The organism is Catalinimonas alkaloidigena (genome assembly GCF_029504655.1).
GTDB classification, from domain to species: domain Bacteria; phylum Bacteroidota; class Bacteroidia; order Cytophagales; family Cyclobacteriaceae; genus Catalinimonas; species Catalinimonas alkaloidigena.
The window spans coordinates 7,512,409-7,534,800 of the sequence record NZ_JAQFIL010000001.1 but is presented as its reverse complement, the minus strand read 5'-3'; the positions used below and the strand labels follow the sequence as shown (position 1 = coordinate 7,534,800).

19 protein-coding genes are annotated in these 22,392 nt (G+C 39.9%); 8 read left to right on the top strand and 11 right to left on the bottom strand.

Translation table 11 applies throughout. The annotated features are described in order from the left end of the window. Positions 1-188: 188 nt before the first annotated feature. The 6 genes from OKW21_RS30705 to OKW21_RS30680 all read left to right on the top strand — a co-directional run bounded on the left by OKW21_RS30705 (position 189) and on the right by OKW21_RS30680 (position 8,068). A complete protein-coding gene (locus tag OKW21_RS30705) occupies positions 189-1,229 on the top strand; it encodes a glycoside hydrolase family 88/105 protein (protein WP_277487261.1) in 1,041 nt (346 codons plus the stop codon). A gap of 25 nt (positions 1,230-1,254) precedes the next feature. Next, complete coding sequence (locus OKW21_RS30700; RefSeq protein WP_277487259.1) at positions 1,255-2,487, top strand: hypothetical protein; 1,233 nt, start codon at positions 1,255-1,257, stop codon at positions 2,485-2,487. Between the two features lie 11 nt (positions 2,488-2,498). Next, positions 2,499-3,593, top strand: coding sequence for a glycosyltransferase family 4 protein (locus OKW21_RS30695; RefSeq protein WP_277487257.1), 1,095 nt, complete (start codon positions 2,499-2,501; stop codon positions 3,591-3,593). A 25-nt stretch (positions 3,594-3,618) separates the two neighbouring features. Next, positions 3,619-4,764, top strand: coding sequence for a glycosyltransferase family 4 protein (locus OKW21_RS30690; RefSeq protein WP_277487252.1), 1,146 nt, complete (start codon positions 3,619-3,621; stop codon positions 4,762-4,764). Beyond that, the gene (locus tag OKW21_RS30685; protein WP_277487250.1) at positions 4,745-6,310 is read left to right on the top strand and encodes a capsule assembly Wzi family protein; all 1,566 of its coding nucleotides are present in this window, start codon (positions 4,745-4,747) and stop codon (positions 6,308-6,310) included. Before OKW21_RS30690 ends, OKW21_RS30685 begins: the two co-directional genes overlap by 20 nt. Positions 6,311-6,694: 384 nt before the next feature. Continuing rightward, complete coding sequence (locus OKW21_RS30680) at positions 6,695-8,068, top strand: sugar transferase (RefSeq protein ID WP_277487248.1); 1,374 nt, start codon at positions 6,695-6,697, stop codon at positions 8,066-8,068. A 58-nt stretch (positions 8,069-8,126) separates the two neighbouring features. On the opposite strand, the gene chrA is transcribed toward OKW21_RS30680, so the two are convergent. Both chrA and OKW21_RS30670 read right to left on the bottom strand, forming a co-directional pair. Then, a complete protein-coding gene (chrA, locus tag OKW21_RS30675) occupies positions 8,127-9,302 on the bottom strand; it encodes a chromate efflux transporter (protein ID WP_277487246.1) in 1,176 nt (391 codons plus the stop codon). A 46-nt stretch (positions 9,303-9,348) separates the two neighbouring features. Beyond that, on the bottom strand, positions 9,349-10,320 hold the full coding sequence (locus OKW21_RS30670; RefSeq protein WP_277487244.1) for an isopenicillin N synthase family dioxygenase: 972 nt from the start codon (positions 10,318-10,320) through the stop codon (positions 9,349-9,351). Positions 10,321-10,412: 92 nt separating this feature from the next. On the opposite strand from OKW21_RS30670, the gene OKW21_RS30665 reads away from it, so the two are divergent. Next, complete coding sequence (locus OKW21_RS30665; RefSeq protein WP_277487242.1) at positions 10,413-11,249, top strand: LptM family lipoprotein; 837 nt, start codon at positions 10,413-10,415, stop codon at positions 11,247-11,249. Between the two features lie 52 nt (positions 11,250-11,301). Here OKW21_RS30665 and recO read toward each other — a convergent pair whose 3' ends face one another. From recO to OKW21_RS30650, 3 genes are read right to left on the bottom strand one after another with little or no spacing between them, the layout of a single operon-like run. Then, the gene (recO, locus tag OKW21_RS30660; protein ID WP_277487241.1) at positions 11,302-11,997 is read right to left on the bottom strand and encodes a DNA repair protein RecO; all 696 of its coding nucleotides are present in this window, start codon (positions 11,995-11,997) and stop codon (positions 11,302-11,304) included. A 1-nt stretch (position 11,998) separates the two neighbouring features. Then, entirely contained in the window at positions 11,999-14,260 is a 2,262-nt protein-coding gene (gene porZ / locus OKW21_RS30655) for a type IX secretion system anionic LPS delivery protein PorZ (RefSeq protein ID WP_277487239.1), read from the bottom strand. Then, positions 14,253-14,891 carry a thymidine kinase gene (locus tag OKW21_RS30650; protein ID WP_277487237.1) on the bottom strand — a complete coding sequence of 213 codons (639 nt, stop codon included), beginning with the start codon at positions 14,889-14,891 and terminating at the stop codon, positions 14,253-14,255. The genes porZ and OKW21_RS30650 overlap by 8 nt, the downstream gene beginning before the upstream one ends. Positions 14,892-15,009: 118 nt before the next feature. On the opposite strand from OKW21_RS30650, the gene OKW21_RS30645 reads away from it, so the two are divergent. Next, positions 15,010-16,032: a hypothetical protein gene (locus OKW21_RS30645; RefSeq protein ID WP_277487235.1), complete on the top strand. Its 1,023-nt coding sequence runs from the start codon at positions 15,010-15,012 to the stop codon at positions 16,030-16,032. On the opposite strand, the gene rodA is transcribed toward OKW21_RS30645, so the two are convergent. The 6 genes from rodA to OKW21_RS30615 all read right to left on the bottom strand — a co-directional run bounded on the left by rodA (position 16,029) and on the right by OKW21_RS30615 (position 22,307). Further along, entirely contained in the window at positions 16,029-17,366 is a 1,338-nt protein-coding gene (gene rodA, locus OKW21_RS30640; RefSeq protein WP_338130106.1) for a rod shape-determining protein RodA, read from the bottom strand. The two genes, OKW21_RS30645 and rodA, sit on opposite strands and share 4 nt — an antisense overlap. Then, positions 17,305-19,113, bottom strand: coding sequence for a penicillin-binding protein 2 (mrdA, locus tag OKW21_RS30635; protein ID WP_277487234.1), 1,809 nt, complete (start codon positions 19,111-19,113; stop codon positions 17,305-17,307). The genes rodA and mrdA overlap by 62 nt, the downstream gene beginning before the upstream one ends. Further along, entirely contained in the window at positions 19,110-19,634 is a 525-nt protein-coding gene (locus OKW21_RS30630; RefSeq protein WP_277487232.1) for a Rod shape-determining protein MreD, read from the bottom strand. Before OKW21_RS30630 ends, mrdA begins: the two co-directional genes overlap by 4 nt. Continuing rightward, positions 19,627-20,526: a rod shape-determining protein MreC gene (gene mreC / locus OKW21_RS30625; RefSeq protein ID WP_277487230.1), complete on the bottom strand. Its 900-nt coding sequence runs from the start codon at positions 20,524-20,526 to the stop codon at positions 19,627-19,629. The genes OKW21_RS30630 and mreC overlap by 8 nt, the downstream gene beginning before the upstream one ends. Before the next feature lie 8 nt (positions 20,527-20,534). Next, positions 20,535-21,560 carry a rod shape-determining protein gene (locus OKW21_RS30620; protein ID WP_277487228.1) on the bottom strand — a complete coding sequence of 342 codons (1,026 nt, stop codon included), beginning with the start codon at positions 21,558-21,560 and terminating at the stop codon, positions 20,535-20,537. A gap of 369 nt (positions 21,561-21,929) precedes the next feature. Then, a complete protein-coding gene (locus OKW21_RS30615) occupies positions 21,930-22,307 on the bottom strand; it encodes a DUF4296 domain-containing protein (RefSeq protein ID WP_277487225.1) in 378 nt (125 codons plus the stop codon). Positions 22,308-22,392 lie beyond the last annotated feature (85 nt).

The window sequence follows — 22,392 nt, the reverse complement described above, 5'->3', positions numbered from 1 at the left end:
GAAAGTGTACCGCAGTATAATGCCTAGTATATCTTATTGCCTAAAATGGTCAAGAGTATCCTAAAATTAATGGTTAGTTCTGACAAATATATATCCTATTACTCCTTCAACGCCAGATGCTTTACCTTTCTCATAAACTCATTCCATACTCAGTACAGCGTACATTTTATTTAATCTTAATCCTGCCTTTGCTCACTGGGTGTTCAGATGAAAAAATAGAGAAGTCCACAAAGTTGCAAGAGGTGGCTGATATCATGAAAAAAGTCAGTGACTGGCAGCTTAATAATCCTGTTGAGAGAATTAACGATGTTTCTGAAATGTGGGAAAGATCCGTATTTTACATCGGGCTTATGGCGACTTATCGTACTACGAAAGATGAAAGGTATAAAAATATTGTTCTGGACTGGTGTATCTCCAATGAATATAAACTTGGCCCTCGCAGAACTCACGGAGATGACCATGTAATAGGACAAATATATCTGGAGTTGTACGAAGAATATCAAGACCCTGCCATGATTGAAGATATTGTCTCTGTATTTGACGATATGATGATGTATAATTGGAGTGGCCGCCAGGTTTGGAATTGGTGCGATGGCTTATTTATGGCTCCTCCTGTGCTTTCTCACCTTGCCAAACTTACTCAGCAGCACCAATACATTACGTATATGGATTCTCTCTGGTGGGATACCTATGAGGCATTATTTGATACGGACGATCAGTTGTTTTATCGAGACAACAGATACATAGATACTCTTGATGTCAACGGAAAGAAAATTTTTTGGTCCCGAGGTAATGGATGGGTCATAGCGGGTATTGTGCGTTTGCTTAACCATCTACCTAAAACACATCCAACGTATGAGAGATACCTTGATGTATATTTAAAAATGGCCAATTCTATTGCTCTTCGTCAAGGGATAGACGGGCTTTGGAAAACAAACCTATTGGACCCAAATAGATATCCAATCTCTGAAACTAGCGGAACTGCTTTTTTTACTTATGCGTTTGCATGGGGAGTCAACCAAGGCTATCTGCATAAAAATATTTATTTACCTTTAATTGATAAAGCTTGGGTAGGAATGTTAGCTTTAATCAATGAGGAAGGACGTTTAGGCTATGTACAACAACCTTGGCATGAGCCTGGCCCAGTTTATGTAGAGGGTCATCAGGAATATGGCACAGGAGCATTCCTCCTGGCAGCAAGTGAATACTATAATTTATTAGCTAACTAGATAGTACACTGGAAGTAAAGCATTCATGAGTTCTATTAAAATAAAAAAGTCGCCGGAAGCTCTAGCCCAATCATTACTTAGCACTGTTCTAAAGCCTTATTGGATAATAGCAGTCACAGTATTTGCAAGTGCTTTTGCCTGGGTTCTGCCAGAATTTTTAGGTTTCTATCAGGGTTTCGAGGAGCGTGAGAACTTAGGGGCTATTAGCTTGTTATTTATTTTCTCTTGGTACTTTTCTGCTATATTTCTTACCTACCTCGCATTTAGAACTGGTAATAAGTTCCCAAAAATAAAAGAAATTGAACGCTTTGCTAATATCGATAGATCACATATATATATTTGGTATTCCATTATTGGCCTTTTTGGTTTTTTTTATACAGTCTATGTGACTTTTCAGGTATTGGGGTTGAATGGGTTTATATATTCTGTTATTAGTTTTACTACTAACAAAATTGCAGAAGCGATATATCAAGACTACTCAGCAGGTATATTTTCACTTCGTTATGTAACTATTATTACTTTTGGTTGGGCGCTTTACAGGCTTATTATTCTCCGAAAATTTACTCTCCTAGATTTTATCAATATTGCAGCATTTATTTTTTATATCGCTTTTTTTGGAAGAAGATTACAGTTAGTCTGTAGTATCTTAGTTTTTTTGGCGCTTGCTAATCGTCATGGCTCTCTATTAAAAAAAGTAAAACTAAGCCGTATGTTATTACTCATGGTATTTGGTTTTATCATGCTTTCTGTAGCCACTCTTCTTAGAAATTATGGTTCGTATGCAGATATGGGTTATAGTAATCCTCTTGCTGCGGTAATTACCAACATTGTCTCTTATTTGGCTGCTCCATTTCAGGTTTCATTAGGAGTAGGTAATAATATTCTCGCTGCTTTTAGTGGAGTAGACTATCGAGCATATACAGATGTAGACTCTACACTTACCGCAAATTCTGCATACGCTGAATTATCTACAAAAGATGGTCCAACAGCCATATTAAAACTACTGGGATGGTCGACTTTTTTTGGCTTTTTAGGAGGGTGGTTATATAAAAACAAGAATAACTACACCTATACTGCTTATCCAATAATACTATATGCATTCGCAGAACTATGGCGAATTGACCTATTCAGTAAAGGAATATTTTTTACTTTGCTAATTATTTCAGCAGGCGTACCAATAGCTTACTCAATAGCAGTCTATATTTTTAAACCTGCAAACCTTAACACTTCTAAAGTTAGCAGCAAGAGTAGCGCTTAGCTTTTTCCATTATGAAAAAATTATGTATAGACGCACGCATGCTCTACTCCTCCGGTATAGGGACTTACTTACAAAGCCTACTTCCAACATTGGCTGAAAGATATAATTTAACACTAATCGGTGATGCGCAAGAGATTTCCTCTTATCAAGCCATAAAAATTACCAGTAATATTTCAATATACTCTGTACAAGAAATTTTCAAGTTCCCGTCCTTAGTGCCTAAGTGTGACATTTTCTGGTCACCGCATTATAATGTACCCATATTGCCCATAAAAGCTAAAAAACGCTTGGTTACAATTCACGATGTATATCATTTAGCTTTTCTTGAAACGCTCTCCCTGAAACAAAAGCTCTATGCGAAGATTATGATGCAGGCAGCTGTCAAGAAAAGCCATCATGTTATTACTGTTTCACAGTTCTCAAAGAAAGAGATTGTTAAATATACAGCTTGTCCTTCTGATAAGATCAGGGTGATATATAATGGAGTGAATCATGCACATTTTTACCCTATCAGGGATAGCAAAAGACTACAGAGCGTCACAAAAAAATATAGGCTCCCGAACAGTTTTATCTTATTTGTAGGCAATGTCAAGCCTCATAAGAATTTAATATCTCTTATAAATGCCTTTGCTCTTATAAGGGACAAATTCCCTCACCTCTCTCTTGTCATCGTAGGAAAAAAGGAAGGTTTCATTACCAATGATAATCATGTATTTGACCGTATCTCTCATGACAAAAGCTTGGAAGACAGTATCCATTTTACAGGCTTTGTAGCTGATGAAGATTTACCAGCGATTTATAGTCTAGCTGACCTGTTTGTCTTTCCTTCACTATATGAAGGCTTTGGGCTTCCTCCTCTAGAAGCGATGGCTTGCGCCTGTCCGGTACTGGTTTCTAACTATGCGAGCATGCCAGAAATTTGTGGTGCTGATATTCATTATACTGACCCGACGGATGCTCAGCAGATGGCAACAGATATTCAAAAAATACTCAGTTACCCTCAGAAAGAGAAAGATAAAGTCATTAAAAAAGGACTACAGCAGGTTACTTCATATACTTGGGATCAATCAATCCGAGAACATGTCAACCTCCTTGATAGCTTATGATTTTTTACGCTATTAACAAATAATAATGCAAAAGCTCAAAATTGCTATTATACATGAATGGTTTGTAGATCATTCAGGCTCAGAAAAAGTACTGGAACATATTCTGAATGTCTTTCCTCATGCTGACCTTTTCAGCGTAGTGGAGTTTCTACCTAATGAGCTAAAATACTTTATACAAAACAAACCGGTCAAAACTACTTTTATCCAAAAACTACCCTTCGCAAAAAAGAGGTACAGAAACTATTTACCTTTGATGCCTCTAGCTATCGAACAACTCAATGTGTCTGCTTATGATGTTGTAATTTCTAACAGTCATGCTGTGTCTAAAGGAGTAATTACCAATAGTAACCAACTGCATATCTGTTATTGCCATTCACCAATGCGATACGCCTGGGACTTATACCATCAGTATTTGAAAGAGTCCGGTTTAGATAAAGGGGTAAAAGGTTTCCTTGCAAAGCTATTTTTACATTACCTCAGACAATGGGACCTTAGTACAATCCATAGAATTGACCATTTTATAGCCAATTCAAATTATATCGCAGCCAGAATAAACAAGGTATATAAGCGTAAGGCAAAAGTGATTTATCCGCCTGTCCATGTAGAGAAGTTTGAACTACACACAGCAAAAGAAGACTTCTTCCTCACAGCTTCCCGCTTTGTCCCTTACAAAAAGATAGATGTTATTGTTGAGGCATTTTCTCGAATACCTGAAGAAAGATTAGTAGTCATCGGGGACGGACCAGATAACAAAAAAATAAGAGAAAAGGCTTCTGGTTGCGCTAATATAACTTTCCTGGGATTTCAGGACCAAAAGACACTTATCTCTCACATGCAAAGAGCCAAGGCTTTTGTATTTGCTGCTGATGAGGATTTTGGTATTATTCCTGTAGAAGCTCAGGCCTGTGGAACGCCCGTAATTGCTTTTGGCAAAGGAGGATCACTGGAAACTGTAAAAGATGGGGTCACGGGATTGTTTTTCTACCAACAGAGTACAAATGCCATTATTGAAGCTCTCAAAAAATTCAAGGAGGATCATCATCAGTTTGACCCCTTGCTTATCAGAGAGCATGCTGAAAGTTTCTCAGTATTGCGGTTTCAACAGGAAATTAAAGACTTTATCATATCCAAGTTGGCAGATTATCAACAAAATGAAGCTTACCATATTTAGAGGGTTTCTGTTGTTCTTACTTTGCTATCAAGCAATAACAACAGGCTATGCCCAGCAGCATAAAGATACCATTGCCTACAGTCTTGATTTTTTCCAAACATTGAGTCAAAAGGACTATTTGCCTCATTATTTAGCTTCCAACAGATTTGGAATCTTTGACCTGCAAGATAGCCGGGCTACCCTCTTAAGAGCAGCTACCTTCACAGAGCAGCAATTATTCAAAAAAGGTGGTTTTTCTTTAGGGCTGGATGCGATTTATAAAGCAAGCTATCAAAGTTCTCCTGTGTCTTCTGTCTTTCTTCAACAAGCTTATGGTGCGTTTCAGTACGACTTTCTAAAACTTACTATCGGGAAAAAAGAGCGTACAGTGGGTACCCATGCAGAAGATTTATCTAGTGGTTCTTTAGCCATAAGCCAAAATGCCTCCCCCTTACCTCAAATTTTACTTGAAGTTCCTGAATATACAAATGTCCCTTTCACCAAAAGTTTTCTACAGTTCAAGGGCTCTTTTGCACACGGCTGGTTCAAAGATGAACGCTTCATTAGTAAACCATTTCTTCATGAGAAAACTTTTTATCTCCGTTTTGGTGGCAACAAAAAATTCAATGTTTATACAGGTCTTGTTCATTTTGTGCTTTGGGGAGGTGAGCATCCTACCGAAGGGAAAATCCCGGCTAGCTTTAGGGATTTCTTGCGAGTCATTGCTGCAAAAAGTGCAGAGGGAGTTCCTGCTACCAATAATAATATTGTAGGAGAGCAGCTCAATGCATTAGGAGATAATTTAGGTATTTATGATATAGGAGCAAGCCTGTCGCTTCGCGCTCTGGACTTTGAAGCTTATTATCAAGTTCCCTATGAAGATTGGTCTGGGAGCCGCATTTGGAAGAATAAAGATCGCTTGTTAGGCCTCGTCATTAAAAATAAGTCTGAATCCTTATACCTTACAAAAATCAATTATGAGTACATAAACACCTTATACCAGAGTGGTCCCGGGCTTACGGATGCTCGTCCTAATGATTTTGACAATTTTGGCTATTCCTATGGCGGCAGAGATAACTATTATAATAACTATCTATATAGAACCGGATGGACTCATAAAGGACATATTCTAGGTACTCCGCTTTTCTTTACCAACCAGAGAGCACAAACCTATATCAAAGACTTTTCAGATCCAGACGAAGGTAAATTTGATTTCAATATCGTGAACAATAGAATCATTGCCCACCATATTGGTTTGAAAGGTAGAGTTATTCCACAACTTGAGTATAAACTGCTCATGACCACTACTTTAAACTATGGTACTTATGGAGGACTGAATGGAGGGATTCAAGAGTGGGGGAGCAGAACCAACCCAGACCTAACATATGAATTTGTCCCCCCTTTAAGACAGCATTATATGCTCTTAGAATCTGTTTTTAAAATAAATGATAAGCTAAAAACAAGTATAACCTATACAATGGAGGCTGGAGAGCTATCGAAAAACATGGGAGTTATGTTTGGTATTAAGTGGTCAAGTGGTACCTTCATCAAACTAAATAAGCAGTAATAGAAATATAAGTGCTTCAATTTTAATATTTTGATCAAATAATTGTACAAAGGAGTGCTTGAGTATGAATCTTAAGTAAACCTCCCTTAATTTCATATTTTTTAATGGCATACCTTTTTTTTTAGATTTTTAATGAATTAGCTTTGCTCCCGCTAAAAATTTAGATGAATTTGATCAGATTTAATTCATTTATTACATCATACAGAGATTCAACAATATGGGTTTGGCATATCCTTCTACAAACTTAAACTTTGCGAAGCCTTAGATAAACCCTATTACAACTATCTGATCCTCTTATGTGTCAAGGGAGGCAACCCTGGCATGATAAATGTTTAATATGCTTAGACAAAACTTTGATAGTTGATTAAGTTAAGAGAATAGCACATGAACCACCGTTTCTCTAAAAATATAAGGACGATACACATAGGAGTAGATTTATTACTTCTCAACTTATCCTTTTTAGCTTCTTATCTTTTTGTATTTGAAGGAGTTAGCACTTTGTTTAATTCACCCTATTCAGGGCTCTTATTTTTTGTTAATATTTCCTGGATCTTGTCTATATTGATCATCAAGCCTTACAAGATCTCCAGGGTTTCTTCCACGATACCTAACATATTAGTTAAGCATTATACTTCCATATTATTGCATGCTCTGATAGTAGCTGTGTTTTTCATAGCTTTTAAGGCTTTTTACTATTCAAGAGAGCATTTGATCATTTCATACCTCCTTCTGTTTTTCATGGTTTCGCTTTGGAAAGCAGTATTTACGTACTTTTTAAGACAATATAGGCTACAAGGATATAATAACAGAAAAATTGTAATAGCTGGATATGGTGAAATTGCTGAAGAATTAACAAGCTTCTTTGGCCGTCACAGAGAGTATGGATACAGATTTCTGGGGTATTTTGATGATAAAGCTACTGAAGAAAAGCAGGTTTTGGGGGGCATAGATAAATTGCGTGACTTTGTTCTTAAAAATGAAGTTGATGAAATCTATTGCTGTACGCCTTATCTGGAGCATGAAACAGTACAGCAGATTCTCAATTTTGGAGAGCGTTTTAGAAGAAAGACAAAAGTAATTACTGATTATCGTGCTTATGCCTACAAGGGTGTAACCCTTGAAAGGTATGATAATATACCTGTTTTAAATATAACTGATGCTTCTACCGAAGATGTAAAGGCTGTTGTTTTTAAACGCGCTTTTGATATCACGTTTTCTTTGGCTGTGATTATCTTAGGTTTGCCGGTATTTTTATTAGTAGCTCTGCTCACTTTAGTTACTTCAAGAGGCCCTGTACTTTTTTCACAGGAAAGAATTGGTAAAGGCGGAAAGCCCTTTCATATCTACAAGTTTAGAAGTATGTATACCAATGCAGAGTGCAAAGGGCCTTGTCTAGCGTATAATAACGATCCTCGTATTACTCCATGGGGTAGGCTGATGAGAAAACTACGATTAGATGAGATTCCTCAGTTCTTCAATGTGTTGAAAGGCGATATGTCTATTGTAGGTCCCAGACCAGAAAGAAGATACTATATTGATCAAATTGTAGAAGTTGCCCCACAGTATAAGTATTTACATCATATCAAGCCGGGTATTACTTCTATTGGTCAAATTAAGTTTGGGTATGCTGAAAATATTGATGAGATGGTTCAGAGATTACGTTTTGACCTTTTATACTTAAAGAATGTGTCTTTTTCGTTGGACCTAAAAATTATTATGATGACTATTATGGTGATTTTTAGAGCAGAGGGAAAATAAGCTCCGAATAAAACAGACTTCATAAATACTTTAAACCCTTCTTCGGAAGGGTTTTTCTTTATAATATGAAGCCGATTCCCAAACCGGCCAGGATGATCAAAGGGGCTGGAATTGGTGTGAACTTCAAAAGTAGAAATGTTCCTAATATAAAAGCCGTATTCATCCAATCTGCTGAGATAGGCTCCATTAACAGGAAAGCTGCGGCAATCACCATCCCTGAGCTTGCCGCAGTAACTCCTTCTAAAGAAGCTTTGATCACGCGGTATTTTTTCAGTTCCTCCCAAAATCTGATCATAAAAAAAATGAGAAATGTACCGGGTAAAAAGATCCCTGCCGAGGCTACTATCCCTCCCAATATTTCTCCACTCATGCCATAACCTCTCATCGCTAATGCACCTATATATGCGCTAAAAGAAAATGTAGGCCCAGGAACTGCCTGCACCATCGCATATCCAGAAAGGAACTCTTCTGAACTTAGATATCCAAGGAAGTCTACAAATTCTGTATATAATAATGGAATCAGTACCTGCCCGCCCCCAAATATTAAGCTGCCGTTTCTGTAAAAATTTTCAAACAAACGTATGGGCAAAGTCTGTGTAATTCCTCCCACAATTGCTGCAATTATTAACACACTTATCCAAAGGATTAGATTACCCCATTTGATAGACATTTTTTGTTTTTGTTCCTGAGGATGTCTTTGCCATTTAACAGAAGTAGCAAATCCTGCCAGAAATAGAAGCAAAGGGTAAATAAATGGTTTACGGATGAAAAACGACACCACTGCTGCCAGCAGCATGATCACAATACCTGTTCTTGTACTCACGACCTTTTTGCTGATCGTATAGGAGGCATAAGCCACAAAACCAACTGCCATGGGCTGGATAAAACGCGTAAACGCTAATGATAGCTCTTGCCGCTGAAAGTGTGAAACCACTATGGCTAAAGCAGTCATGATAGTGACAGCCGGAAAAACCCAGACGATCAGGGTAAGAAAGGCAAGTTTAGCCCCTCCTATCCTATAGCCTATCGCAGTAATGGTTTGGGTAGAGGTGGGTCCGGGGAGTATCTGACATAGCGCATAAAGCTCTATAAGCTCTTTCTCACTCAGATAACGCCTTTTCTCTACCATCATGCGTAAAAGCAAGGTCATGTGTGCCTGTGGACCTCCAAAGGCACTGATCGTGAGTAAGAATATATCTTTGAGAAAAATAATATGACGAACACGCCTGACCACTTGAGTTGACCTTAATAAGGCTTTATTTTTTTAACGTATACAAACATTACTTTTTTAAACCGATTTCAGTCAGCCTTTCATCCAAAAACTCCCCTGCCGTCATATCATGGTACTTTTTAGGGTATTCATTACTTACACAACTTTCAAGACAGGTGAGGTCCATCTCCGAACGTGGATGCAGAAAGAAAGGAATTGAATAGCGGGAAGTCTTCATTTTTTCCTTAGGAGGGTTCACCACCCTATGGATGGTAGACTTAAGTTTATCATTAGTGAGTCGTGCCAGCATATCTCCTACATTTACTACAATCTGATCTGGCAGGGCCGTTACAGGAAACCACTTGCCATCTCTACGCTGAATTTCCAGCCCTTCAGCACTTGCTCCCATGAGTAGAGTAATCAGGTTTATATCTCCATGCTCAGCAGCCCTCACTGCGTCTGCCGGGATAGCATCAGGGTCTTCAATAGGAAAATAATGAATGGCTCTTAAGATACTGTTACCATTGTGTACTTTATCATCAAAATAGTTTTCCGGTAACTCAAGATACAGTGCTACTGCCTTGAGGATATCCTGACCAGCGCTTTCCAGTGTTTTAAAAGCCTGGGTAGCATACTTCTCCATCGTAGGTAATTCAGAAGGCCAAAGGTTATCAGGATATATTTCTCCAAGCGGATCATCATCTTCTACGATTTGACCAATCTGGTAGAATTCTTTAAGGTCACCAGTAGTACGCCCTTTGGCATGTTCTTTACCCTTGCTGGTATATCCACGCTGTCCGTGTAATTCAGCCTTGTCATACTGTCTCTTTACACTTTCAGGTAGGCTAAAAAACTCTTGAATAGCCAGATAAAGCTTGTTTCGGAGGTCATCACTGAGGCCATGGTTTTTGATAGCAACAAAACCAACGTTGTTGAATGCATTTCCAAGCTCAGCAACAAACTTTGTCTTTTCTTCATTGTTACCACTTCTGAAATTATCTAAATTCAGGGAAGGTATATTATCAAATGATGCATCTGCCATCTTTGTACTTTTTTATTTAAACTTCTTTAATTGGACAATAAGGCAAAATTTGTAATAACTTTGCGCTTCATCAAACTAAAAAAAACTGTGCTATGAAAAACTTATTTTTATCTTTTATTTCTTTATTTTTTCTGTTTGCTCTTGCCTCTTGTGGATCTACCGGCACTCAGGAAGAAGAAGGATCCGATATGAGCGACGCTTCAGGCGATACGCAGGAAGAAAGCATGCCAGAAGTAACATTATCTTCTGCACCTGCTTCTGTAGACTACCCTGATGCGATTCTGGAAATCAGCTCTCCTTCAGAAGGAGCAACCATCAATGGCAATACTGTATCCTTCAATTATGATGTAACCAATTATGAGCTAGGTGCCCAAACTTCCGATGCTGACCAAAAGCCTTTAGCTAATTCCGGGAAAGGTCAACATATTCATCTAATTTTGAATAATAATCCTTATTATGCTTTATATGAGCCTACGCATGAGATGGAGTTGGACAATGGGCATTATGTAGCACTTTCATTCCTTTCAAGATCTTACCACGAAAGTGTAAAGCAGCCTGAAGCTTTTACAGTTTCTCAATTTACAGTAGGAGAGGGAGAAAGTGAAGAAGTGGACCTTTCTGCTCCTATGCTTTTCTATAGCCGACCCAAAGGTACTTATACAGGCGCTGATACTGAAACAGTACTTTTTGACTTCTATCTGGTCAATACTGAAATTGGTGCTAATGGAAATCAGGTAAGAGTGACTGTAAATGGTGACCATGAATTTATGGTAGATGAGTGGGCCCCCATGGTATTTGAAGGTTTGCCTATGGGCGAAAACACAGTCAAGATTGAGCTGGTAGACAGCGAAGGCAATCTGATAGATGGCCCTTTCAATAGCGAGGAAAGAACTTTTACGCTGGAAGCAGGTGAAGAACCAGCCTCTTAATCAAGAATTTCAATATTTCAAGTAAAAAAGCGGGAGGACCTCCCGCTTTTTTTTATTCCATAACTTCTCTAAGCACAGCAGTAGACTTGAGGTCACTGAAGCCTTCTATGTGTAATTGGTAAAACTTAACTAAATCATCTAGCAAAATACGTCTGGTGGTATTGCTACTTTTTATATGTTGAGTAAAAGGAGCATTAATCAGTTCACCAAGTACTGCCTCCTCTTCACCGGATACCTGGGGCTTGCCGATATGTTCATACACCTGCCCAAATACATCATCAGAAGAGCGGGGAGCAAAGCCCAGATAGCGACTGAGCTTCAGCATAAATTGCAGGTGGAAATTTTCGTAACCTTCCGGTAAATGGTCAAAAACCAGAAGCGCATGATATAAGAACTCAAATAAGGCCTCATTCCCTTCTTCTTCTTTCAAACATTTATTCAGTACTTCAGTGATGAAAAGTGCCATGCCTGACTTCTTAAAGTCGTAAGGAATGGACTGATAAGGTTCAAAACATTTGAGTTCTGAAATGCGGTTGAGCCCGGCTGATTTTTTATAATAAACGACCAACTCTAATAGCGTAAGGGGCTGAAACAGAGATATTTTCCCTTTACTTTTTTTCCCTCCTCCCCTTACACTATTCACAATGTAAGACTGCAAACCAAAAGCTTCTGTATAGATTCTGGTCACGATGGATGTTTCCCGGTACTTGATAAAGTTCAGTACTATACCTTTTGTCTTATGTAGCATCTCAATTAATAACAGCCACTTTAGCTATAAATGTTTGGGAACCGTCTTCTGAGGCAGTGAATAACAGATAAACGCCAGTACCTACCCGGCTTCCACTGTAGTCTTTTACATCCCATACTGCCATGCCTCCTTCTGCTTCTACTTCTCTTACCAATGTTCCTGAAATCGTTGTTATTTTCACATTCGCATCAGTTACCAGCCCTTCTATGCCTACCTGTCCATCAAAAGTAGCAGGCACAGGATTAGGAAATATTTTTACAGTTTGTTGCGTTTCCTCACCTTGAGTAGAACTTCCCCGATAGGAGACTACTCCCTGCTCTGTTAAAAAAAATACTTCACCACTACCATCATTTACGCTGATATCCAGAACATTGTCTGAAGGCAGAGGGCTGTTCTCTGACACAAAATGATGCACCAGTTCTTCTCCTGTTTCATTGAAGAGCCAAGCACCATCTCTCGTACCTATCCATTTTCTGTTTCCTCCATCCACCGCTATACTCGTAATATATTCACCAAAAAGCAGAAACTGATTCTCGAAAACAGGTTTTATCGCAGTGGGAAAGGAAAAAATATCAGCAGGCGTAGGGAAATAAGTTACGCCTTCGTTTCCGGCCAGCCATATCTGCCCTTCTCTGTCAACTGCTATATCGGTAAACTCATTTCCTGGTAGATCAGCCACAGCTACATTGGCCCTGATTTGTAAGCTAGTACTATTTGCCGCGTCAAAAACGACTAGCTCTGAACCTGTATGAGCACCTGCTCCCTGCCGACTACTCAAGAGCCAGGGCATATCATCATAAGCAAGTACCATATCTACCGGAAACTGACCTGCCAAACCATTTGGTGCAAAAGATTGCCAACTACCTTCATCAGAATTGTAAAGATGGACTGAAGGAAGGACATCATAATTACTCAGCCATAATTGAGTGTTCTGAACCAGTACACTGGATACTACATCATTCGCCAGGCTACTTTCTTCTGAAGTAGAAGTAATTGATGAAAAGCTGTTTTCACCATCCCAACGAATTACGCCATTACCAAGAGAGGCAAAATAGTAAGACTGCTCAGCAGGCAAATAGTCTACATCTACCAAGGGGGGCGGTGAGAGCTGCGATAAATTCTCGGCAATAATTGCCGGAGGATAATTATGCCACTTTCCCTCTTCAAAAATAGAAAAGCCTGCCTCCCTACTATCCAGCAATAAGATCATACTTCCATTGGCATAATGTAAGCTGTATACATCATCACTTAGTGGACCGGAAGGGAGAAGTTGTTCCTGTCCGGTCTGATCAATTTTGATTAATCCATCAGTTGCGTCAGCTACCCACAGAATACCTTCAGTATCTATCACCGCCTCGGAAGGGTTAGAAGTAATTACTGTTGAAAGTGTCTCACCCAAAATATAAACCTGTCCATCAGCCACCGCTACTAATTGCCCGCTTGAAGCATTAAAGCTTGAAAAAGAGCCCTCTACGACGATTTCCGTCAGCATCCAGTTGCCATCAATCAATGCGTATATTCCCTCTCCATCTACCGCAGCCAGTATATTTTTTCCATCCTGCTCCACATAGCTGACCGGTAAATTTTCAGATACGTCAAGCCTTTCCCAGCTTGCGAAGTCCTGTCGGTTTACGTTGATATCCAGAGAGTTGGCAATTACCCCCTCATCTGTAGCCAAAAAAATACTATCTCCTAAAACCGTAACATCATAAACAGGAAGCGTTTCGCCTACACTGCTCAGGCGTGTATAAGATTCACGGATACCAATATTTAACTCTTCTTCTCCCGTGTCAATTTCCAGTACTCTAACTCCTAAGCTTGTAGCAAGGTAAGCGATATGATCATTCAGTAAAACTGCATTGATCTGTTCATTACCAACGGACTCTTGTAAAAGACTAAAACTAGCTATTCCTTCGGGAGAGAGCACATCTACCCGATTACTTTTATAGGCAAGGATCAAAAGGTCACCTGCCTCCTGATAATCCATTGCAGTAAGTCCGGCATCACTTAAACCATCTAGTTTAGATAAAACGTTAAGTGAAGAAGTCTGATGATCATAAAAAAACAGACCATTTTGAGTAGCACTATACACTTTGTTTTTTGCCAGACAAACAAGCTTACTTTGCTGATAGGAAAAATGGGTGCGCCATGTACCAATAGGAATCTCACGCTGCGCAAAAAGTGAATGAGCAAAGCACAAAATAAAGCTTATCAGAGCGCCAGTTGTTAACACCCACCTTGCCCTGCCTTTTACTTTACCCATTCTCATCTTTTTTATCATCATGCTGTTGGCTTCGCTTTTTCTTTTCCTCCGTACCTTGATAAAAATGTAGTCGGCTACGCGCTTCATATTGTTCTTTTGCCCCCAGCATCATTTTCTCTTTTGCGCTTCCCAGCCGGAATGAGAAAGAAGCTGGAGCTCCTGACACAGCACAGATCGCATGCACTTTGGTCACGTACTCAGCTACTGCCATAAGATAGGGCATAGGCCCAAAGGGTTTACCTTCATAGTCCATATCCAGGCCGGCCACGATGACGCGTTTACCCTGATTAGCAAGGGTATTACAGACTTCTACAATACCTTCATCAAAAAACTGTGCTTCATCAATACCTACCACTTTACAGCTGTCCGCTTTATCCAGTATATCCTCAGCTTTATCTACCACTGTAGAAGCAATTCGGTTCTGATTGTGCGACACCACTTCTTCCGTATGGTATCGGGTATCTAAAGAAGGTTTGAATATCTCAACATGTTGCTTGGCGATAATTGCCCTGTTTAGCCTTCGTATGAGTTCTTCTGTTTTTCCGGAAAACATACAGCCACAAATTACTTCTATCCAACCGGCCTGTATGTTATCGTAGTGCGCACCACCCATCTGCGGTTCTATAAACATGAATCTTAAGGAATTAATGGTGAAGTGAAAGCTTTGCCTTGCTACGCTTTGATAATATGATTTACTTTAGCAAGTAAAAGACTAAGAGAGCTTTCGTACAAAAGAAATAAATATCCTTATGGAGAGCAAATTAAAAGAAGAAGCCGTAAGCCAATACAGTAGCGCATTTAGTGACAAGATGCAGAGCCAGGCCTTTCAACAGAAAGAAAAACTTAATGGGCAGGATATTCTGGGACTTACTCCTCTCAAACAAATTAACTTGTTTGTGATAAAGGAGCTGTTTTTCCATTGGAAGAGTGAGGTAGAGCAGTTGAAGAGTCCTTATTTCAACTATCAGGCTGAAGAAGTTAAATCTGCGCTAGCTAGTTTTATGGATGTTGTTTCACAAAATATCCTGATTAATAAACATCATCTGCGTCCTCTGCTGGAAAAAGCTACCAAAGATACACTTTACCTTGTGCTCGCTCCTTATGATTATTTCTACCTCCTGCTAACTCATGCCAATAAACAATCATGGACGGTATCTGAACTTGAAGAGATACTAAAATACGTTAGAATTAATCGTACCTTACTGGAAAGGCTGCTAGACAAGTGTCGTCATGAAACGTTACATATAATCAGTACAGAAAGAATTACTGAACTATTTAATCAGGTATTTGAGCAGGTACAGGAACCGCCCGAAGATACTGAGCCTTATATTCAGCAACTTAGCCAGGAAGTGCCCCTGCAAACTGAAACATTATTTTCCAATACCACTACTTCTTATTCTTCTCCCCAGGTCAATGAACCATATATCACTCAGGAAGAACCGCCAAAAGAAGAAAAGAAAGAAGAGGGTCCTCGTACCCTTAATGATTATCTGAATAAGTCTGATCGCTCAACACTAGCTGATATGCACCAACAGAGGAAGATTGAAAGCCTTTCCAGTCATATCAGTGTCAACCAAAAGTTCATGTTTGTCAGAGAGCTATTTAACAATGACCCTGAAGCATTCCGTCAGATCTTAGAAGAGATAGACTCACAGAATACCTATGCGGAAGCTGTGGGACTTATCAGACGGGATTTTGCTCCGCAGTATCAATGGAAAATGGACTCTGAAGAAGTTATGGAATTTATGGAGCTACTCTCCAAAAGATTCTAAGAGCGGGTCAGGATCTGCATACGATGGGCATCCAGCTTCACCAAAATGAACAAAAGTATAGTAAAGGCCCACAGTGAAGACCCTCCGTAGCTAAAGAAAGGTAGCGGAATACCTATAACCGGAAAGAGGCCGATAGTCATACCGATATTGACGGCAAAGTGGAAGAACAATATGCCTGCCACACCATAACCATACACACGGGCAAAGGTAGCTTTTTGTCTTTCAGCAATAGCGGTTACTTTAATAAGTAGAAGAGAAAACAGAACAATAAGGATCAGGCTTCCGAACCAGCCATGCTCTTCTCCAATAGTACAGAAAATAAAGTCAGTGCTTTGTTCAGGCACGAAGTCAAACTTTGTTTGTGTACCCTCCAAAAAGCCTTTACCCCACATGCCACCGGAACCTATCGCGATCTTGGACTGAGTTACGTTCCACCCATACCCCAAAGGATCCGCTTCCGGATTAATCAATGCTTTGATACGGTTCTGCTGGTGAGGCTTCAGCACATCAGACACAATAAAATCTACGCTGAAAATCACTCCCATAATCGCTACGGCTGACAGGGCAATCACCATAATTCGTTTGGTCTTGCGGGCATTGATCCCGATCAGGAGGAAAGCCGTTACGATGACTGCAATCATCAGATAAAGCTGGGGGACGAATAATGTCAAGATGAAAAGTATGGCTGCTGCTATGCCTATTCCTAACAGTACAGGAGAAAACCCCTCACGGTAGAAAGCCACCACAAAGGCACTAAATACCATTGCCGTTCCGGTATCTCCCTGAAGGATAATGAGCACGGCAGGCAATCCGATAATTGCAAATAATGTGAGCTGAGGCCTCAGGCTGCTGAAAGTTTTATTGTCAGAGCTGATAAATTTAGCTACTGCCAAGGCGGTGGCAAACTTGGCAAATTCAGAAGGCTGCAAGCGAAAACTACCGATAGAAAACCAGGACTTAGAACCTGCTACCTCAGTACCAAAGAGCAATACAAATGTCAGGATCAGGATTACACCTCCATAAATAAAATAGGCGAAAGAATCGTAGAAGCGAAAGTCTGTCAGCATAATCACGAATATGATTACTGCCGCTGTACCTATCCAGATAAGCTGTCTTCCTGAGTTAATGTTCATATCGAATATACTCAGGTCAGGATTTTGTGCATCATATACCACGGCAAATATATTGAGCCATCCTAAGCCTACCAGTAAGAAATACAGGAGAATCACTCCCCAGTCAATACGGTTTACTAAATTATTATTTTCTCTCACCTTAGTATATAAAGTCTCCTTCCAAAATATAATCTTCCATCTGATATCTATCCGTACACCCATTAAGGTATTTTTCGATCATCAGACCGGAAATTCCTGCCGCAGCACGTGCTCCCTGACCTGCATTTTCCACATATACAGCGATAGCGATCTGTGGATCATCTTTAGGTGCAAAGGCGATAAACACCGAATGGTCTTCTCCCTGGCTATTTTGTACAGTACCTGTCTTACCACAAACCTCAATACCTTTGAGTTTGGCACGATACGATCCGGTACCTCTTTCCACCACATCATGCATTGCTTCTACCACTACGTCAAAATGCTGAGGATCTACGGTGGTATAATTTTTTTCACGATATTTTTCCAGCGGCTTACCATCTTCTCCGATGGCCTTGATCAGGTGAGGAGTTACATAATAGCCTCTATTGGCTATTATAGATGCTACATTTGCCATTTGAAGGGGGACAATTTGTAACTCTCCCTGGCCAATCGCATTGGAATAGATAGTAGAAAACTTCCAACGATCATCCCCATAAATCTTATCATAGAGCGAGGGGGCAGGAACGTAACCTCCTCTTTCATTGGGCAAATCTATGCCCAGAGGTTGCCCCATACCAAAACTCATCACATGCTTACGCCACTTTTCCAGGCCTATTTCAGTATCTTTAAAAGTATTATCCGATTCTCCCTGATTTAAAATGCGTTTGTAAGTATTCCAAAAATAAGGATTACAGGATACTTCAATGGCACCTTTAAGGTCTTCATGAGAATGTGGTCCGTGGCATGCAATGATACTTCTGTCACAATAGAAACGGGTCTGCGGCGTGATTACCCCTTCCTGCAAGCCTACCAATGCCTGAACGGTTTTGAAAATAGATCCCGGAGGGAAAGCCCCCATCAGGGGGCGGTTATATAAGGGCTTCGCGGTATCAGCCAGTAAGGTAGAGAAGTTTTTGCTGTACTCTCTGCCAGAAAGCATATTAGGATCATAAGAAGGGGCGGTTACAAAAGTGAGTACTTCGCCAGTTTTGGGCTCCAAAGCAACTACACTACCTCTTTTCCCCATCATGAGGGTCTCAGCATATTCCTGTAAGTCAATATCTACCGTACTCTGCAGGTTCTCACCCGGAATAGAAAGGGTATCGAGAGCGCCATCTTTAAAGGATCCTTTTTCCACCCCTCTTACATTCACCATTTTGTATTTCACCCCTCGTTTTCCACGCAGTTGTTCCTCATACATAGACTCAATCCCACTGATACCAATATAATCACCCTGACGGTAATAGTTGATGGAGTCTCTTTCCAACTGATACCTGCTGATTTCTCCAATATAGCCCAGCGCATTAGCCAGGCTACGATGTGTATATGCCCGGTTGGTTCTTGCCTGTATACGAAAACCCGGATAGTTGATCAGATAATCTTGTACTGTAGCGAAAGTCTTATTGGAGATTTGCTTGATAAAGACAGAAGGTTTTACATAAGAGTAGTCCTTGGCTTTTTCTATTTTCTCTATAAAATCTTCTTTAGTGATATCAAATAGCCTACAAAAAGCTAAAGTATCCTTAAGATCCACTTCTTTAGGAATTACTTCCAAATCATATACCGGAGCGTTGAATACAATTAGTTTACCATTGCGGTCATAGACTAGCCCACGAAAAGGATAGCGGATTTCCTTTTCCACAATATTGCTCTCCGCCTTATTCCGATAGTCGGTACTAAGGACCTGTATAGAAAATAATTTGATTGTAAAAACCACCGCTATGAGCACTACAGCTCCACGGATAATATACTTTCGGTTACTATTCTTCATAGAACAGTTCTTCTGGGCGTATGTATGATGTACTGAATTACCGTAACTAATATAAAAGTAAACGCAGTACTGGCCAATGCTTTTATCAGTGTATAATAAAACAAACTAAAGCCACCTATCTCTACAAAAAACACGGTAGCATGATGTACGAAGATCAGAGGGACAGCATAAGTAATAAACCATCTAAACCCCATGGCGCGGGGACTGGGGGTCATACCGATATCATAACCTCCTCTGGGTGTAAGTGCACTGATCCAGTAGCGCCTTATGTACATAATGAACACACATGCTGCTGCATGAATTCCAAAAGTATTGTAAAATATGTCAACGACCAGCCCTGTGGTAAAACCTAATAGCATACAGGTAATGGCAGCGGCTTCAATGGGCAAAAGGAGCAAAAAAGCGATGTATACAAAACAGAATGCTACATCAAAGAGTACAAGATTCCTGACAATAAAGACTTGTAGTAAAATATATACTACAAAATTGATGGCTTGTGGTATAAGATAGCGACTATTCATCGGCTGTTATTATATTTTCCAATGAATCCTGCTCATTTCGTAGCAGGTTCTTTACCACATATACATAAGATAACTTGTAAAAATCATTGGAAAGGTTGATGTCTATATCATAGAACGCGGCATCCTCTTCTGGTCTTACCTCTGACACTGTTCCGATCATGGTGTTTGGAGGATAAATGCCACTGTAGCCTGAGGTAACGATGGTATCACCATTGATGATGTTGATGTGGATGGGAATATTATCCAAGTTAGCCAGACGGGGGTTGGTACCAGCCCATACTATAGACCCCAGTGTACTTGAGCGCTTGACCAGTGCCGATACAAACATATCCGTATGTAAAACGGAGGTAATTACGGCAAAATGATCAGACACATCCTTAACCTTACCTACTACTCCATCCGAACTAATGACGCCCATATCCGGTTCTATTCCATCCAGCCTGCCTTTATTAATTGTGACATAGTTTTTGGCCCGATGCACAGTATTGTCTACCACCTTAGCCGGAACAAAGGCAAACTGCTTCATCCGCACACTATCACTCTTACTTATGACTTCGGGTAGTACAAATACAGAATCTTCAGCCATTGCTTCCAACGCTAAAGAATCTCTAAGCAATAAATTACTATTATTGCGTGGTTCTCCACTAATCATCAACTCATGCAGGCGGGCATTTTCCGCTGCCAGGCGCTGATTAACTTCCTTTAGCGAAAAGTATTCTGAAACAGAATTGGTAGTTGTCATGACCGAAGCTACCAGCCTGTTAGAAGAATTCAGCACTGCCGCCTGATGATAAGAATTGTTATTGACAATGAAGAAAATACTTAAGGATTCTAAAAGGACAAATAAGAATGAGGACCTGTAATTGTACAGAAAGGTTAATAAACTATGCATCTATTTTTTTAGGTCATCAATACTGATTTAAAAGAATCAAATTTTTTCAGTGCCACCCCCGTACCTCTCACTACGGCACGCAATGGATCATCTGCTACGTGTACCGGCAGTTTGGTTTTGAGCGCAAGGCGTTTGTCAAGTCCTCTTAACAATGCACCGCCACCAGTCAGGTGGATGCCATTGTCATAAATATCGGCAGAAAGTTCAGGTGGAGAAATCTCCAGAGCTTTCAGCACTGCCTCTTCAATTTTTGAAATAGACTTATCTAGCGCAAAAGCAATTTCAGAATAAGAAACCTTTATCACTTTAGGAATACCTGTCATTAGGTCGCGCCCTCTGATTTCATAATCGTCTGGTTCATCATCGAGTTCCGTTAATGCTGATCCTACCTCAACTTTTACTTTCTCGGCAGAGCGCTCGCCGATGAGTAAATTATGTTGACGGCGCATATAATCCAAAATATCTTTATTGAAGGTATCTCCAGCAGTTCTGATTGACTGGTCGCAAACAATTCCCGAAAGGGCGATAACAGCAATCTCTGTAGTACCACCTCCGATATCTACTACCATTGACCCAACAGGCTGGTCAATATCTATACCAATACCAATAGCTGCAGCGATAGGCTCATGAATCATGTACACTTCCTTGGCACCGGCGTGCTCCGCGGAGTCTCTTACCGCTCTTTTTTCTACTTCGGTGATGCCAGAAGGAATGCAGATAATCATACGATGAGAAGAGGGAATATAACGACTGCCCATGTCAATCATTTTGATCATACCCCGGATCATGTGTTCGGCAGCATGGAAGTCGGCGATGACACCATCCTTCAGCGGACGAATCGTTTTGATGTTCTCATGGGTCTTTTCATGCATCTGCATTGCCTGTCTTCCAATCGCCAGCACTTTGTTGGTGGTGCGGTCAATGGCGATGATGGAAGGCTCGTCTACTACTATCTTCTCCTTATTGATAATTAATGTGTTAGCTGTGCCCAGGTCAATAGCTATATCACTGGAGAAAAAGTCGAACAATCCCATGTCTTAGTAAGTAATGTGGTTTGAGTTATACTAATGAAACGCATTTGAAATTATGCAAATTTGTATTAAGTAGAAGCTTTTTTAAAGCTTTATTTCGTATTGGCTTATAGTAAGTAAGATATTTTACAATTCTGCACCAAACAGAATTTGTTAGCACTTAGGTATATAAACTATATGTCTTTTTAGCAAAATTAGAACGATTTTTTTTATCCAGCATCTTTCGTGCTAAAGATGTTCCGCTTTGGCCATAATCCTATATTTCTTATTTCTCAGGCAGAATAATTTACATTTGGAAATAGCATATAAAATCATGTAATCTCTATTCAGTCCACCGCAGAACCAGCGTAGTCACATATGATGCTTCTTCATCTATTCTTCGGATATTCCCAGGTCTTTGTTCTTTTCTATGCTATTGAGTACACTCAGGCTATCTACAACTGCGCTATATATTTCATGCATCTTTTCCATATCTGCCAGATAGTACTCATAGCTATGATAATAAGCAGAGTCATCAACCTGATGCTTTTCAAATAATGCCTTCTCATAATTTCTAAAGATGATCTCTAAAGAATCTCTATCTTTTACCTGAAGATAACCCATCTTAGCCTCCGCGATATGCATGTCTATCAGGAAGGAAATCATTTTACTTTCGGGAACAAGCCCTTCCGGCTTCTGAATGACCTCTTCCTGCTGGCAGGCAGCTAGCATCAAAAAAGCGCTGAGACAGGATAATATTTTCTTTATCATGCTTCTGTTTAATATCAACTCGTTAGCTCCTGGCAACGGCGCCACAAAACTAACATAAAAATGATGTAAAAGGAGTCCTTCATAT